General features: G+C 69.2%; 16 protein-coding genes. 7 read left to right on the plus strand and 9 right to left on the minus strand.

Annotated features, from left to right (window positions below):
* Positions 1-22 precede the first annotated feature (22 nt).
* Entirely contained in the window at positions 23-694 is a 672-nt protein-coding gene (locus tag WAB15_RS03265) for a TetR/AcrR family transcriptional regulator (RefSeq protein WP_407285235.1), read from the plus strand.
* An 81-nt stretch (positions 695-775) separates the two neighbouring features.
* On the opposite strand, the gene WAB15_RS03270 is transcribed toward WAB15_RS03265, so the two are convergent.
* Positions 776-1,540, minus strand: a complete 765-nt coding sequence (locus WAB15_RS03270; RefSeq protein WP_407285236.1) for an NAD(P)-binding domain-containing protein — start codon at positions 1,538-1,540, stop codon at positions 776-778.
* Positions 1,541-1,970: 430 nt separating this feature from the next.
* Between WAB15_RS03270 and WAB15_RS03275 the strand changes: the two genes are divergently transcribed.
* Positions 1,971-2,741: a transposase family protein gene (locus tag WAB15_RS03275; RefSeq protein ID WP_407285237.1), complete on the plus strand. Its 771-nt coding sequence runs from the start codon at positions 1,971-1,973 to the stop codon at positions 2,739-2,741.
* 69 nt (positions 2,742-2,810) lie between these two features.
* Positions 2,811-3,410, plus strand: coding sequence for a YdcF family protein (locus tag WAB15_RS03280; RefSeq protein ID WP_407285238.1), 600 nt, complete (start codon positions 2,811-2,813; stop codon positions 3,408-3,410).
* A 15-nt stretch (positions 3,411-3,425) separates the two neighbouring features.
* On the opposite strand, the gene WAB15_RS03285 is transcribed toward WAB15_RS03280, so the two are convergent.
* The 3 genes from WAB15_RS03285 to glpK all read right to left on the minus strand — a co-directional run bounded on the left by WAB15_RS03285 (position 3,426) and on the right by glpK (position 6,392).
* Positions 3,426-3,821, minus strand: a complete 396-nt coding sequence (locus WAB15_RS03285) for an ATP-binding protein (RefSeq protein ID WP_407285239.1) — start codon at positions 3,819-3,821, stop codon at positions 3,426-3,428.
* Between the two features lie 332 nt (positions 3,822-4,153).
* A complete protein-coding gene (locus WAB15_RS03290; RefSeq protein WP_407285240.1) occupies positions 4,154-4,858 on the minus strand; it encodes a TerB family tellurite resistance protein in 705 nt (234 codons plus the stop codon).
* 7 nt (positions 4,859-4,865) lie between these two features.
* A complete protein-coding gene (gene glpK / locus WAB15_RS03295) occupies positions 4,866-6,392 on the minus strand; it encodes a glycerol kinase GlpK (protein WP_407285241.1) in 1,527 nt (508 codons plus the stop codon).
* 436 nt (positions 6,393-6,828) lie between these two features.
* Between glpK and WAB15_RS03300 the strand changes: the two genes are divergently transcribed.
* Positions 6,829-7,140, plus strand: coding sequence for a hypothetical protein (locus tag WAB15_RS03300; RefSeq protein ID WP_407289151.1), 312 nt, complete (start codon positions 6,829-6,831; stop codon positions 7,138-7,140).
* Positions 7,141-7,229: 89 nt separating this feature from the next.
* Here WAB15_RS03300 and WAB15_RS03305 read toward each other — a convergent pair whose 3' ends face one another.
* The 3 genes from WAB15_RS03305 to WAB15_RS03315 form a co-directional block, all read right to left on the minus strand.
* Positions 7,230-9,350 (minus strand): reprolysin-like metallopeptidase, encoded by a 2,121-nt coding sequence (locus WAB15_RS03305; RefSeq protein ID WP_407285242.1) that lies wholly within the window; start codon positions 9,348-9,350, stop codon positions 7,230-7,232.
* A 666-nt stretch (positions 9,351-10,016) separates the two neighbouring features.
* Positions 10,017-10,316 (minus strand): hypothetical protein, encoded by a 300-nt coding sequence (locus WAB15_RS03310; protein WP_399144911.1) that lies wholly within the window; start codon positions 10,314-10,316, stop codon positions 10,017-10,019.
* Positions 10,317-10,498: 182 nt separating this feature from the next.
* Positions 10,499-10,951 carry a YbhB/YbcL family Raf kinase inhibitor-like protein gene (locus tag WAB15_RS03315; RefSeq protein WP_399144909.1) on the minus strand — a complete coding sequence of 151 codons (453 nt, stop codon included), beginning with the start codon at positions 10,949-10,951 and terminating at the stop codon, positions 10,499-10,501.
* A gap of 121 nt (positions 10,952-11,072) precedes the next feature.
* Here WAB15_RS03315 and WAB15_RS03320 point away from each other — a divergent pair, with 121 nt between their 5' ends.
* Positions 11,073-11,606, plus strand: a complete 534-nt coding sequence (locus WAB15_RS03320) for a nucleoside-triphosphatase (protein ID WP_407285243.1) — start codon at positions 11,073-11,075, stop codon at positions 11,604-11,606.
* Positions 11,607-11,682: 76 nt separating this feature from the next.
* Here WAB15_RS03320 and WAB15_RS03325 read toward each other — a convergent pair whose 3' ends face one another.
* Positions 11,683-12,240 (minus strand): DinB family protein, encoded by a 558-nt coding sequence (locus WAB15_RS03325; RefSeq protein ID WP_399144907.1) that lies wholly within the window; start codon positions 12,238-12,240, stop codon positions 11,683-11,685.
* Between the two features lie 368 nt (positions 12,241-12,608).
* On the opposite strand from WAB15_RS03325, the gene WAB15_RS03330 reads away from it, so the two are divergent.
* Both WAB15_RS03330 and WAB15_RS03335 read left to right on the plus strand, forming a co-directional pair.
* Positions 12,609-13,724 carry a DUF6923 family protein gene (locus WAB15_RS03330; protein WP_407285244.1) on the plus strand — a complete coding sequence of 372 codons (1,116 nt, stop codon included), beginning with the start codon at positions 12,609-12,611 and terminating at the stop codon, positions 13,722-13,724.
* 261 nt (positions 13,725-13,985) lie between these two features.
* Complete coding sequence (locus WAB15_RS03335) at positions 13,986-14,531, plus strand: nitroreductase family deazaflavin-dependent oxidoreductase (protein WP_407285245.1); 546 nt, start codon at positions 13,986-13,988, stop codon at positions 14,529-14,531.
* Here the strand turns inward: WAB15_RS03335 and WAB15_RS03340 are convergent.
* Entirely contained in the window at positions 14,482-15,231 is a 750-nt protein-coding gene (locus WAB15_RS03340; protein ID WP_407289152.1) for a DUF817 domain-containing protein, read from the minus strand. The two genes, WAB15_RS03335 and WAB15_RS03340, sit on opposite strands and share 50 nt — an antisense overlap.
* Between the last annotated feature and the right edge of the window lie 159 nt (positions 15,232-15,390).

A 15,390-nucleotide genomic window follows, 5' to 3' on the forward strand; every position in this document is an offset into this window, starting at 1 on the left:
TGCCGCGCCGTAGGATGCCGCTGTGACACCTGAACGCAAGCGCCTGAGCCGCGAAGAGAGCCGACAGCAGACCCGGCACCGCCTGCTGGCCGCAGCTGCGGAGCTGTTCGCCGAACGGGGTGTCAACGGCACCTCCGTCGAGCAGATCGCCGAGCGCGCCGGCTACACCCGCGGCGCCTTCTACGGGAACTTCGAGGACAAGAACGCCCTCGTCGCCGAGTTGCTCCACGACCGCACACGCCGCGAGCTGGAGGAAGTCCGCTCCCTCACCGAGGGCGCCGCCTCCGGCGCCGACGCGCTCGACAAGCTGCGGGCCTGGAACCGCGACCGGGCCCAGCACCTGCCCCAATGGCTCGCCCTGCGCATGGAACTCGTCCTGTACGCCCTGCGGAACGACGAACTGCGTCCGCTGCTCGCCGAACGCGAGCTCCTCGCCCGCGACGCCCACGCCACCGGCCTGGAGCAGGCGTTCACCTCCCGCGGCGTCGCATCGCCCGCGGACCCCGCGTTCCTGGCCCTGATCGTCCACGCCCTGGAGGACGGCCTGCTCATCCAGCGCCTGCTGGCCCCCGACGGCATCCAGGAGGATGTCGTCGTCGACGCCTTCGGCCTGCTCCTGCGCTCCTGGACGGCACTCGCGCAGCAGGCACCGGCCGGGGAGGGTGACGGCCAGGACCCGCCGTCACAGCGGTAGGGGTTTCATCGGCCGGGCCCCGCTGTCTGTTGCCTGCGGCGGCGGCCGCGCCGAGCTCGGCCACCGCCACCGCCAACGTGGCTAGGTGAGATCGGCGAGGAGCGCGTCGAGTGCCTTGGTCAGGGCCTCGGAGTTGGCCGCGTCGAACCATGTGGTGCGGATGCGCTCGTTGATTCCGTTCGGGGTCTCGTGGTCGCCCGCGAGTTGATGCAGAGACCGCGTGTCGTCGCCGAGCGAGCGCTCGACGCCCTGGAAGAGGCCACGGATGTAACGGTCCGCGTCCTCGGAAGGGACGCCCTGCCGGGAGGCCCAATCGGTGAGCGTGGCCAGGTACCAGTAGTGGGTGGTCAGTGTGGCCGTCAGCGCGGAGAAGACGTTGAAGCCCGCTTCGTCCGCGACGGGGAACGCTCCGCCGAGGCCGTCGAAGAGGGCGTCCACGGCCGGGTGGGAGGGGCATGTGACGGTGACGGACCGGCGTTCGCGCACGGCGGGCAGCGGGATGGCACGCACCAGCGGGGCGTCGGTGCCGAGCGTCTGGCGCAGCTCGTCGATGCCGATGCCGGCCATGAGACTGACCACGACGCGGTCGCTGCCGATCCGGAGCCCGGCGAGGGCCTCGGAGCGGTCCTGGGGGCGGACGGCGATGAGCACTATCTCGGAGCGGTTCGCCACGTCCTGGTTGTCCGCGCACACCTGCGCGTTCGGATACCGCTGGGACAGCTCGGCGGCCGTACGGGACCCTCGTGGCGAGAGGTAGATCTCCGGCGGATTCTCCACGCCGTCGCACAGGCCGTCCACGATGGCCCTGCCGATCTCGCCCACGCCGATGATCCCGATGCGTTCCACGGTGTCTCCCTGTCGTGTTGACGGCGGTGGCCCGCACTTCGACGCGCGAGCGGACCGACTGCTGGTACGTGCGGACCGACTGCTGGTACGTGCTGTACGTGCGCGATCCAATCACCCTGAAGATCATTTCGTTCGGAGCTCCTGGAACTCCGAACACAACGAGGCCGTTTGCAGCACGGCCGGTGCCCGCGTTGCTTGGTACCTCGGGGCCAGGGGCAGACCCTAAGGGCTGTCCCGTAATCCCTGGTGGATCAGCGCACGGCGTCAGATGCGGTGCATCGCAAGGCGGAGGGACGTCCGGATACTGGGCGTATCCGGACGTTCCGACAACGCGGCGAGGTGCCGTAGCTGTCGTCGTGCGCCCGCCAGGGGTTACGGGACAGCCCTTAAAGGGTGTTGCAGAACGTAGTCGATTGGGCATTTTCCCTTTATGGGTGGGGTGTTGCGGGCTGAGCAGTTGTGGGTGGAGACGTTCACGGGCTTGCGGATGAGTGGCTTCGCGGGCCTGTTGAAGGTGGTGCGTGAGCGGGGTGGCAACGGGCCCGGAGGCGGTCGCCCGTGGTGTCTGCCGCTGGCCGACCGGGTGCTGCTGGTGGCCGTCTACTACCGCACCAACCTCACGATGCGGCAGCTCGCCCCGCTCTTCGGGATCTCCCCGGCCACCGTCTGCCGGGTCATCCAGCGGCTCGGGCCTTTACTCGCACTGGCGCCGGCCCCGCGACCGGTCGCCGACGTCGAGCGGTTGTGGATCGTGGACGGCACCCTCATCCCCGTCCGTGACCGGACGGTGGGTGCCTCGTCGCGTAACTACCGCTTCTCGGCAAACGTGCAGGTCATCATCGATGCCGACACCCGTCTGGTCGTTGCCACCGCCCGTCCGGCACCCGGCAACAAAGCCGACGCCCACGTCTGGCGGGCCTCCGGCCTGCCCGCCCACTGCGAAGGCACCACCGTTCTTGCCGACGGCGCCTACCTGGGAACCGGCCTCGTCGTCCCGCACCGCAAGAGAGCCAAACGCCCCCTGCTGCGAGCCCAGGAGGAAGACAACGCCGAACACCGACGCGTCCGCGCCCGCGTCGAGCACACCTTCGCCCGCATGAAGAACTGGAAGATCCTCCGCGACTGCCGACAGAAAGGATCCGGCCTCCACCACGCCGTCCAGGCAGTCTCCACCATGCACAACCTCGCCCGTACAGCATGAACAAGCAGGTCAGACGCCACTCCGACCTGCCCCCACCCACCCTTCTGCAACACCCTTTAGGCTCGCGGCATGCGATCAGTGTGGGCAATTGGGGTGGGAGGGGCCGCCGCCCTGGTCTGGGGCGAGTGGCTGAACCGGCGTTGGTCTCGAACGCTGGTCGGGAACGGCGAAGGCGGTTCCGAGGCCGTCGTGGTGCTGGGCTACCGCAATCCGCACCCGCCGATCAACATCGTCAACCGGTGGCGCGTACGTGCCGGGCTACGATCCGTCGACTCCGACGGTGCGGCTGGCACCCAGGTGATCTTCAGCGGAGGTTCGACGGGCAGCGGCCCCGCTGAGGCTCAGTTGATGGCCGACTACGCGAAGTCCGTGCTGAAGTTCGACGGCCGTGTGCTGATCGAGGACCGGAGCCGGACCACATGGGAGAACATCGCGCAGGTGATCCCACTGCTCGAAGGTGCGGATCGCATCAAGATCGCCTCGCAGCCGGCTCATGGGCTCAAGGCCCGCGCGTACCTGCGCCGACAGCGCCCCGATCTCGCGGAGCGACTCGTGCCCGCGCAGGACTACCGCCCCGGCGAGTGGGCGGTCCTCAAACCACTGCTGGCGCTGTACGGCCTCTGGACGCTCCGGGGTATCAAAGCCGAGGAACGGAAGCGCTCGCTCTAGGCCGCGATGGCCGTATCAAGCCGCCGCGCAGACCGGCAGGACGACGCGGAGACCGGCGCGGGCGCGCCAGCCGTGCCGCTGGTGCCGTGTGTCGCTCCAGTGGGTCCAGTCGGCCAGATGGCCGACGATGCCGAGGCCGCGGCCGCGTTCGTCGCGCGGCCGGGTGGAGTGCGGACACGACCGGGTCGGTGGGCCGGTGTCGTGGACGTCGACGCACACGTCCCGGCCGCCCAGGGACAGGTGCACCGTCATGTCGGCCCGTCCGTGGCGGGCCGAGTTGCCGGCCAGCTCCCCGACGATGAGCTCGATCCGGTCCCGGTCCTCTTCGGCCACGCCCCAGCGGTTGAGGTGGGCCAGGACGAAGCGGCGTACGGTGCGCACCTGGCTCTTCTCGGCGGGCAGGGTGATCACCGCGTGCCGGACCGCCGGTTGGGGAAGCAGAGGTCGCGGCAACACCAAGGTGCCAGGAGGGACGAGCCCGGGGGGTCCCACCGGGACGGTCACGGAGGGACTGGCGTGTGCGTGGTCCATGGCGTGGGGCCCTTCTCCAGTAGCGGCGGCGTTGTTCCTCCCGACGCCGTCCGTCCTTTCGCTTCGCTGTCTTCGGCCGCGCTGTCCGTCGAGCTCGGCTGCCTTGTCCGTCGAACTCTCCTGTTCTGTTCGTCGCGTTCGCCTTCCCTGTCTGTCGCGTTCGCCTGCCCTGTCCGTCGCGTTCGCCTCTCCGTGCCCCGACGTTCGGCGCCTCACGTCGGCGTACGGGCCGCGGCGGTCAACAGCCGTTCGGTGTCCGCGCGGCTGAGGAGCAGCGCCCGGCCGACCGCGGCCAGGGCGCGGTGCTCGCCGGGGCTGTACGGCCCGTCGGCCAGGGCGATGCGGGCGCCCTGCAGCAGCAGGCCCTGGCTCCCGACGCGGGCCAAGTGGGGGGCGATCGGGTCGAGGTCCTCGTGGACTTCCACGGTGAGCGCCGCGCCGCCGCCATCGGTGCCGTCCAGGTGCCCGCTGCGCGGTCGTCCGGTGGCGACGGCCCGCGCATTGAGGAGGTCGACCAACTGCTCCTCGGTGCAGCCGACGAACCCGGCGCCGTGCACCGCGCCTACCGCGGCCGCACGCACCGCGCGGTCCTCGAAGCCGCCGGCCGCGAGGACGGCGAGGGCGACGGTGTGCACGGCGTCGCGGAGCATCGCCGAAAAGCGAGTGCTGGTGGGGTGGTTGAGAACGTCGGTCCCGAATCGGGTCCCGCAGTCGGCGCACTCGACCACGGGTCCCGCGTGGGCGCTCGTGAGGGGGATGCCGAGGAAGGCGAGCCGAAGGCGGCCGGTGCGCCGGAGGTAGCTGCGGTCGCCGCCGCAACCGGGACAGAAGAAATCGCCGTCGCCGACCGTGCGCCAGGTCGTGCGCACTCCCCATACGCGCGCACCCAGGCGGTGGTCGCCCTGCAGGGTGCTCACGGCGTCCTCAGCGCTCCTCCTGGTCGATCCAGCCCGTGGTCCGTTCGACCGCCTTGAGCCAGAGCCTGTACTCGCGTTCGCGTTCGGCGGTGTCCATACGGGGCGTCCACTCGGCGGCGCGGCGCCAATTGGCGCGCAGCGTGTCGGTGTCCGGCCAGAACCCGACGGCCAGGCCGGCGGCGTAGGCGGCGCCGAGACAGGTGGTCTCGGAGAGCATCGGGCGCACCACGGGCGCGTCCAGGACATCGGAGATCGCCTGCATCAGCAGGTTGTTGGAGGTCATCCCGCCGTCGACCTTCAGTGCGGTCAGGGCAACACCGGAGTCCTTGTGCATCGCGTCGACGATCTCGCGGGTCTGCCAGGCGGTGGCCTCCAGTACGGCGCGGGCGATATGCGCCTTGGTGACGTAGCGGGTCAGGCCCGCGATCATGCCGCGGGCGTCCGATCGCCAATACGGGGCGAACAGGCCGGAGAAGGCCGGTACGAAGTAGCAGCCGCCGTTGCCCTCGACCGAGCCGGCCAGGGTCTCGATCTCCGCGGCGGTACTGATCAGCCCCATCTGGTCGCGCATCCACTGCACCAGCGAGCCGGTGACGGCGATGGAGCCTTCCAGGGCGTAGACCGGCGCCTGTCCGCCGATGCGGTAGCCGACGGTGGTCAGCAGCCCGCTGTGCGAGTTGACGGGCTGGTGACCGGTGTTCATCAGCAGGAAGGTGCCGGTGCCGTAGGTGGACTTGGCCTCGCCCTCGGCGAAGCAGGTCTGGCCGAAGAGCGCTGCCTGCTGATCGCCGATCGCGGCGGCGACCGGTACACCGTACAGGATGCCGCCGGCGATGCCGTACACCTCGGAGGAGGAGCGGATCTCCGGGAGGACGGCGGCCGGGATCTCCATGGAGGCGAGGATGTCCGCGTCCCACTCCATGGTGTGCAGATTCATGAGCAGGGTGCGGGAGGCGTTGGTGACGTCGGTGACGTGGACGCCGCCGGAGGGGCCGCCGGTGAGGTTCCAGACGAGCCAGGAGTCCATGGTCCCGAAGAGGATGTCGCCGGCTTCGGCGCGCTCGCGCAGTCCCTCGACGTTGTCCAGGAGCCAGCGGATCTTGGGGCCGGAGAAGTACGAGGCCAGCGGCAGTCCGGTCTCCCGGCGGAAGCGGTCCTGGCCCACGTTGCGGCCGAGCTCCTTGCAGAGCGCGTCGGTGCGGGTGTCCTGCCAGACGAGGGCGTTGTGGACCGGCTCACCGGTGTTCCTGTCCCACAGCAGCGTCGTCTCGCGCTGATTGGTGATGCCGATCGCCCTCAGGGCGGCGCGGGTGATCCCGGCCTTGTCGAGGGCGCCGGTGACCACATCCTGGACGTTGGCCCAGATCTCACCGGCGTCGTGCTCCACCCAGCCCGGTCTCGGAAGGATCTGCTCGTGCTCCTTCTGGTCGACCGAAACGATCCGGCCATCCCGGTCGAAGACGATGCAGCGGCTGGACGTCGTGCCCTGATCGATCGCGGCGATGAACGGGCCGGCGGTGTGCGCGTCGGTCACAGTGTGCTCCTGGAGCGGCTCAATGCGGTGCGGGGGACGGCAGGGCACGCTGTGCCCGCGGGGAAGGGCCGGCTGGTGCGGGGAAGCGCTGATCCAGCTCGTCGACCGCACCCAGTCTTGGCCCCGATCGGAGCGACGCTGCTCCGATTACCGTCCAATGTTCGACAATGTCGACCGTTGGGCGGCAGTCTTGCCGGGCCCGTGAACGACGTCAAGGGGTTGCACGCCAGTAACCTCTGCGTCTCCTGAGGTCCGGAAGGGCGTCATCAGTACGTCGAGAGCGATTCGCGAGCATTTCGCGAGCAGTGCATCGGCGTGCGGCACGGCATCGGCGGGATGCCGCCCGGCCTGGCCCCTTGGATCACCGGATCGATCCGAAAACTCGCTTTGCCGGAACAGCACGAGCGGCCATGCTGGACCAATGCCTCGCAGAATTATGTTCGTGCAGCTCAAAACGGGCCACGGCACCGACCGCGGGCCCTCATGGATCGGCTGGGTGGACTTCTCCAAGACCTGGAAGACGGCCTACTTCCAAGGGCGGACCCTGCGACGTGGTACGGGTCTCGGACTGCCCGACGCGAACTTCTACGACGTCGAATCCCATGAGGACTTCTGGATCTCCGGGCCGAAACGCGACCGGAGCGACACACGGTACGGACCGGACGGGCCGACCGTGGAGGACGACGCCGCGGACGCCTACCGAGCGTTTCTCCAGGGAACGCCGCTTCCCGGCCGCGAGAACGGCTAGGGACACCTGGGGGGTGTCTCGAAGAGACACCCCCCAGGTGTGTTGTTCGGAGAGGTCCGTGACACCGAGCCGCGGAACTGCCGCGGAACTCAGGTCCGCCGGCCACCCGAGCCGTCGCTGCCGGCGATCCGCTGCTCCAGCTGCTGCACCCGCTCCACGACCCGCGGTTTGACCTGGCGGTCCTGCAGGGTCCGGGCGAGTCCGCCGAGCAACTGGGTGGCGGGCTCACGCTTGTCCTGTTCGTCCAGCGCGACCGCGATGGCCTCGACGTTGCGGGTCAGCCGGATATGGCCGAAGGTCTCGGCCGCGGTGTCGAGGTCCTCGTACGCGTGCCGGGCCAGCTGCATACCGGCGTCCGCGTCCGTTTCCCGCGCCTCGATGCGCCGCGCGCCGTTTGCGCCGTCCGCCATGACCTTGCCGGGGATGGTGGCGGCCGTGCTCAGGCATGCGGCGGCGTGTTTGGCGACCAGTTCGTCGGGGATCCGGTCGGTCACCTCGCGCAGTACGTCGTTGGCGTCGTCCATCACCCGGCTGCCGCCCAGTGCCAGGACGCGTCCTACGGTGTCGGTGCAGACGTCGTCCGCGAGCCGCTCCTGTTCGCGGCTGGCCGGGCGCTCCACCCGGATGGGGAGCGGGGCGGCCAGGACCTGGCCGGTCGGGGCCGCGGATGCGGCGGACGCACTCTCGGGAGCTGTGCGCAGTGCCGCGTAGACCTGGTACGCGCCCGGTTCCGCGATCTTCCAGCCGCCGACTCCGAAGGACAGCACCACCTGCTCGTACAGCGATTCTCCGGGCTGCACCATCACGGGCGCGGGCTGCTTGCAGTAGCGCAGATACGGCTGGATGACGCTGGCCTCGGTGCCGTCTTCACGCCGGACGAAAACGCTGAGGTTGTCGCCGACCAGCGTGTTGCGGTCCACCATCGTGGGGACGGTGGAGGTGTTGGTCAGCTTCAGCTCACCGATCACCGGCTCCAGCATGGCGAAGCGGTACGCCCCCTGCCGGTCGGGATCGCGGTTGACCCGCAGGGTGAGTTGCAGCGCCCCGTCGGACGCGCCGCGCCGGGCCCGTTCGAAGCCGTGGTGGTCGAACCACGGGATGTTGCCCTGCTCCACGAACCGCTCCGGGGCGTGCCGCAGGAAGCGCAGTTCGTCCTCGGAGAAGAAGTAACGGAAGTCCGAGAAGAACGCCTGCGGTCCGCCGGCCACGAGGAACGGGTAGTTCATGAAGCTACGACCCTCGGGCTCGTCGACCAGCGGCATCCATGGGGTGCCGAGCGACTTCTGCCAGGCGTGTGCGAGGTTGAAGGTGTGACCGATCTCGTGCACGGTGGTCCAGAAGCCCATCCTGCGGACGTAGGCCTCGGGCGCGGGGTCGTTCGGCGGGCGATCGGAGATGAAGGATTTCGAGAAGATCGCGCAGCCTTGCCGTTGGGCGGCGCCGATGTCGTCGAACATGATGCCGCCGAGGTCCTTCCCCTCGTCGTGCAGCCCGGCGAAGAGCGTCCATATCTGCCACTGGGCAACGCCCTCACCGGTGGGCCCGGGCTGCCATTGGGACCAGTGCTGTTGCATGGCGTCGTGCATCTCGATGTCGGACCAGCGGCCGTTGACCGCGTCCGACAGCGGAATCACATTGCTGCCGCCGTTACGGGTGACCTGAATGCCCTGGCGGGTGAAGGCGTCCTCCACGGTGAGCGTGATGTCGGGGAGGTCCGGCGGCCGCACCGGGTGGTCGTGCAGCGAGTAGGCGTCGATCTGCACGGCGTCCTCGACCCGGTCGTACTCGATCCCGACCTCGCGGAAGTGCGGGGTCGCCTGGGTGTAGCCGACCACCTCGTCCGGTGCGCCCGGCTTCATAAAGGTCACCAGGGCGCCGAAGGGTTGGAGCGGTGGCTGGCCGGTGAGCTGCACCCGGATGCTGGTGCCGGGGCGCAGCGAAGCGTTGCCGTTCCGGTAGCTGATGGGGCCGACGAGGGAGCCGTCCGCCTGCTTGACGACTTCGGCGAGCCAGGTGAGCCCGCCGGTGGGAAGTCGCCAGACGGTACCGGAAACGGTCATGGTGGGCGCCGGGCCGTCCACGTCCACGCGCAGCTCCTCGAAGGAGCCCGCGGCGGCCCTGGACCGGACGGTCTCGGCCGATGTCTGACCGGCCGTGGTCCACTGCTCGGCGGTCGGGCCGGTGTCCGGTACGGCCGCGGGTGATGCCATGGGCGCGGCGGCCGACTGTGTCTCAGCGGATGGGCCCGCACCCGGCATTGGCATGGCCTGGGCACCGCCCCGTTCCATCAGGTGGGAAATCGGCTGCTCGGTGCGGCGATAGACGCCGCTGCGCTGGCCCTGGGCGCGGGCCTGTTCGACGTCCTGACTCACTTGGGGCCTGACGCCGACGTCACCTCCGGTACGGTGTGCGATTTCGTCCACTACGGCACGGACGAGTGTGTCGAACTCGCTCCGCGAGCCGGATTCTTGCGTGGTCATGCCGCCTCCTGGACCCGGACGTGGCCGGGACATAGTGGGGCAGGGCGGGATAAGTCCCGGCGACGGGAAACCCGGTGAGCCGGCCTGACGGGCACATCGCGCCCTGGCGGATGAATGTGGTGAGGCCGGGGTGTCGCCGGGGCACGGGGGCCGAACCGTCGGCGTCCGGCTTTCAGTCGGTCTTGGTCCTGTGGCCGAGGCTCCACGCGTGGAGCCCAGGCCTTACGGGGAGGCCGTCGTCACAACGTTTCGACCGCCCCTACTACTGCCAGTGAAAACCCGCCGAGTGCCCGGTGCAACCGGCCAAGTCCGGCACCGACCTTCACCCGAGGGCCGGCCCGGCCGCGGTCAGGAAGCGACCGTCAGAAACGTCCAGCAGGCAACTATGGAGAAACCTCAGAGATAGCGGGGGCGCTCACGGCTGGTCACGGCGACCGGGCGGCCCTCGGCGGTGAGGCTGATCCGTACCGCCTTGATGTCGGCCGCGTCGACCTCGGTTCTCAGCGGCGGAACGCCCTCGACCTGGACCTCGACCGAATGCCTTCCGTCCGGCACCTCGATCTCCACGGACTTGGCCAGGCCGATCTGCAGCCGGGTACGTACATCGGTCTCGTCCAGTACGACCGCCCCGTCCACCGAGACCGTGACGTGCTGCCCGCTGAAGCCTTCCTCCAACGCGATCTTCAGGACGTTCATGGCATTGACGCACTCCCTCGCCGACTTGCCGCCCATGTCCAGGCCCAGGGACTACGGGACAGCCCTTAGCGATTCTCAGCCACCCGGCGACCGGCTGCAACGCAGCCCCGCGGGGCCTGCGACCCACATACCGCGTCCATACAGCGCACGCCGCGGAGTCTTCGGCGGCTGCACGGCGACGGTCAGCGTTGGTACGTGCCCACCAGCGCGCCGCTGGCCAACTCCCGTCCCTTCACGGCGCGATGCACCGCGTCGACCGTCGGCTTCCCATGGAGGGGAGGCGTCTCCGACACGGCCCACAGGCGGAAGAAGTAGCGATGCGTCCCGTGCCCCGGTGGAGGCATCGGGCCGCCCCAACCCACCCGGCCGAACCCATTGGGCCACTCCTGACCGCCGGGAGGCGGCTCCCCCTCCGCAACACCGGAACTCCGCGGGTCGATACCGGTGACCAGCCAGTGCAGAAACGACCCACCCGGAGCATCGGGATCCTCGCAGAGCAGGACCAGCTCCGACGTACCGTCCGGCACCGACGACCAGGTCAGCGAGGGCGAGACGTCATCGCCCTCCCCGGTGTGGCGTCGAGGGATCTCTTCATGGTCGGCGAACGTGCCGCTCGTCAGCTGAATTCCCGTCATGCGCGCGGCTATACCCGAAGCGGGCCGGTCGGGACCGGCCCATGCGCGCAGAACCCCCGATTGGCGGAGCACGCCGGCCGATGGACCGGGAACCGTAAGACCGACCTACAGGGAGCACCGGATGCCGACGAGAATCCTGCTGGAGGGACGTCCCGGAGCGGGCAAGACGACCGTTGTCCGCCGGTTGGCCGCGCTCCTGCGCACCCGTAGGGTCGTCGGCTTCACCACGGAGGAAATCCGGCAGGGCTCCACCCGGACCGCTTTCGCGCTGGAAGTACTGGAGGGCGGTCCGCGAGACGTGCTCGCCCATGTCGACTTCCCAGGGCCACCGCGGGTGGGCCGGTACGGCGTGGACCTGGGCGTCATGGAGCGGCTCGCGCTGCCGCCGCTCAGGTCGGCGGCGGCGCATCCGGTTCCCGGGGAGCTGGTGCTGATCGACGAGCTCGGGCGGATGGAGCTGGCGTGCACCGAGTTCCAGGACACGGTCCGGCACCTGTTCGAGTCCGACGTCGACATCGTCGCCACGGTGCACGCGAAGAGCGACCCGTTCACCGACGCACTCAAGCGGCGCGCCGACATCGAACTCGTCCAGGTGACCCGGGCGAACCGGGACACCCTCCCCGCGGATCTGGCAGCCCGCATGGAGCGTCCGTGACGACGTCACCGACCATCACCGGCGCACCACTGTGGCTCCACCGCTCCCTCTCCCGACGACCGTCCGCCGCGCACGATCAGCCCATGCTCTTGGCGCCGTCCAGGCTCTCGCGGATGATGTCGGCGTGACCGGAGTGCTGGGCGGTCTCGGAGATGACGTGCATCAGGACGCGGCGGGCCGACCAGCGCTCGTCGGACTCGAACCACGGCGCCTTGGGCAGCGGCTGGGTGGCGTCCAGATCGGACAGGGTGGCGACCAGCTCGTCGGTCCGGCGCGCCGCTTCGGAGTAGCCGTCCAGCACCCCCGCCAACGTCTCCCCCGGCAGCATCCGGAAGTCGTCGGCCCGACGCGCCCAGTCGGCCTCGGTCATGGCGGTGAAGTCGCCCATCGAGCTCGGGCCGTCCACGATGAAGTCGGCCCAGCTCCGTTCGACCGAGGTGACGTGCTTGATCAGGCCGCCCAGGCACAGCTCACTGGCGGTGGTACGCAGCCCTGCCTGCTCATCGGTGAGGTCGCGGGTGGTGAGGCGCAGCATGTGCCGCTGCTTGGCCAGCATCGCCAACAAGTCCGCGCGCTCGCCGGTGGCTACCGACGTGTGGGCCGCATTGTGGGTGGTCGGCTGGGTGAAAGTCATGATCTCCGCCTTGTGTTGGTCCCGGTCTCGGGCCTGGTACCTGTTCTGTGCCGCAACAACCAAGCTAGTGAGCATATAGGTCAGCTCCGGACCTACATGCTCACTGGATACGGACCTACATCTCTACCGACTCGACCCACCTCCCCACCGACCTGTATCCCGACGAGGCCGGGAACTGTCTGATCTCGACGGGGAGGACCACGGTGCCGTGCCGCGCCGCGCTTCGGCGTCAACGCGGCACGCCGCAACAGCAGGCGGTAAGGCAGATCGACGCTTTGTGCCCGCCTGGCTACTTTCCGTCCTTGCCGGTCCAGGCAGCGCGAACTGATCGTGGGGCGGTCACGACCTCTTCGCTGAAGGAGCCCACGATGGCGCACCGTAAGGTCTATCTCGCGGTCGGCAGGAAGAACACCCGGATCTACCGCTTCGACCCGCTCGACGGGGACACCCGCGTGGTCGACAACGTGCCGGCGTACGCGGCCGGTTACACCGCCATGGGTGCGCAGTACCGGGGTGACGACAAGGAGCCACTGCTCTTAGCGATCAGCGACAACAAGCTGGTGACGATCGACGTGGAGGACGGCACGGTCGGGGACGAGGTCGTCGAAGGGCTGCCGAGCGGCATGACCTGGTACGACGGGGACCTGGACGCGGACGGAAAGATCCTCTTCGTCGTGAGCGACCCCAACGTCCCCAGCTACTCGATCGATGTGACGGCCAAGACGGCGACCGTCGGCAAGCTCCCCGGCTCCGGGCGGTGGGACGACTTCGCCCATCATCCCAAGAACGGCCGGCTGATCTCGGTGGAAGGCGACAACGGCGATCTGCTCCACATCGACCCGCAGAAGGAGCCCATGAAGAGCGTGCTCAAAGGGCAGGTCTTCGAACCCGCCGAGGCCAGTTCCGCCGCGGGCTCCCGGAAGTCGTACTCGGCCACGTTCTTCGACGACGACGGCAACTTCTACGCCGTCGACTCCGCCGGCAATGTGAACCACCTCGACCTCACCGGTCAGGCCGTCCCCGACCGCGCGGAGCGGATCGGAGGCGGCAAGATCCCCGTCGACGATCTGGAGGTCATGAACGGCGCCGGGCGCATCACGCCGCTCCCCGTTCCGCCGAGTTATGACGACATCCTCGTCAGCAAGAAGTTCAACTCCTCATGGGACAGCTACGACCCGCGGGGCAAGGTGTACAGCTTCGAGCTGACGCTCACGGCGGTCAGCGTCCGCAGCGGCAAGGGGGAGGACGTCCGCAGGTTCAGGATCTCCTTCGATCTGCCGACGGTGGCGGGGACGAAGGTCGTCGCGTCCGGTGTCGATGTGATCTACCAGGACGGCAAGGCGTATATCGACGCACAGGCCGACCAGCTGCTCCCCGCGGGCAAGTCACGGCCCATCACCGTGCAGATCACCGCCCCTGGCGATCCCGGGAAACTGCCGCACGAGTACCCGCTCGACGGGCTGAAGGCCACCCGCCTGGCCTGACCGTCACCCCGGGCCACCGCAGGACCCCGTGTTACCGGTCCCGCGGTGGCCCGGTGGCGCCGGCTCCGGCGCCCGAGAGAACCACGTCGACACTCCAGAGTCGCCTACCGCTGGCGCGGCCCACCGACACTTAGACTCTGCAAACGTTGCACTGACGAACGGTCAGGCGAACGGTCACTCGTGTCAGCTCAAGGCGCACTCGTGCCACCTCGTTTCGCGGCGAGGTCGAGACACCGTGGCCTCCCAACCCGGAAGGCGACCATGTCGTACCAGTTCTCGACGCAAGGGCGCCCGCAACTCCCGGCCGGTGGCAGGCGCTTCGCGGCACGCTTACCCATCCGCCTCTACCAGGCGGGATTCGGGCCGCTCTTCGGCAAGCGGCTGCTCCTGTTGCACCACACAGGCCACCTCACCGGGCTCCACCGCCGCGTCGTGCTGGAAGTGATCGCCTACGAACGCGACGGTGACCGACTCGCCTGGACGGTGGCCTCCGGCTTCGGGCCGACTGCGGCCTGGTACCAGAACCTGCGGCACTCCCCACGCGTCATGGTCCAGTTCGGCAACCTCCGCTACGCCGCGACCGCGTGCTTTCTGCCCCCCGAGGACGGGGGCGACATCATGGTTCGCTCCGCCGCCGAACACCCTCGTCTCGCCCGTCGCCTCGGTGCCTTCATGGGGTTCGACGTGGACGGCGGCGACACCGACATCCGCGGCGTCGGGTCGTCCATCCCCTTCGTACGGCTTGAGACAACTCCCACTACCCGGGGTCGCGTCGCCGCCTGGTGGCTGCCACGACCACGACGGTGACGCTGATCAGGAGCGACCAGGCGCCGAACTTGTCGAGGGAGACCGGTTGCCAGCCATGGAGCTGGTAGGGGTAGCGCCAGGCGCCCAGGTAGGTGGCGATGTTCTCGGCCAGCCACAGGAAGAAGCCGATCAGCGCGAAGGAGAGCGCCAGCGGCATGCGGTAGCGAGCGGTCCCCACGCTGAACCTCACCGACGTACCGGCCGTGACGGCGACGAGCAGCGCGGCGAGTGGCCAGCGCATATCGGGCAGCCAGTGGTGGCTGAAGAAGTTCACGTAGACGGCCGCGGCGACTGCCGCGGTCGCCCGGGGGCGGTAACCGACCAGCTCCAGATCCAGCAGCCGCCAGGCGCGGCAGACATAGCTGCCGACCGCGGCATAGAGGAAGCCCCCGTACAGGGGCACGCCCGCCACCTTGAGCACCGCGGGTTCCGGATAGCTCCATGAGCCCAGGGCGACCTTCACCAGCTCGAAGGCGAGCCCGATCGCGTGGCATACCGCGATGACGGCGACATCCCGCCCGGTCTCCCATCCGCTGAGGCGGAAGAGCAGCGTGAGCAGCAGTCCGTACACGAGCAGCAGGTCGTACCTGGCCACCGGCAACTCGGCCGGAAGGGACAGCAGCGCCATCCCCGAGAGCAGTGCGACGGCGAACGCGCAGCAGCGGGTCTGCAGCCGGGCGAACAGGAGCAGCTGCGGCAGGGGGGCGACGATCGCGGTCACAGTCGGGGAGACGAGATCCCTGGCGGTGGTGGTTCCAGGGGCCGTGGTGGTTCCAGAGGCCCTGGTGGTTCCAGAGGCTCTGCCGGCCCTCCCCGCACCACCGTGCAACCTTCGCAAGGTTGGCAAAAGACGGGCGGA

It is taken from the genome of Streptomyces sirii, from assembly GCF_045690365.1.
GTDB classification, from domain to species: Bacteria; Actinomycetota; Actinomycetes; order Streptomycetales; family Streptomycetaceae; genus Streptomyces; species Streptomyces sirii.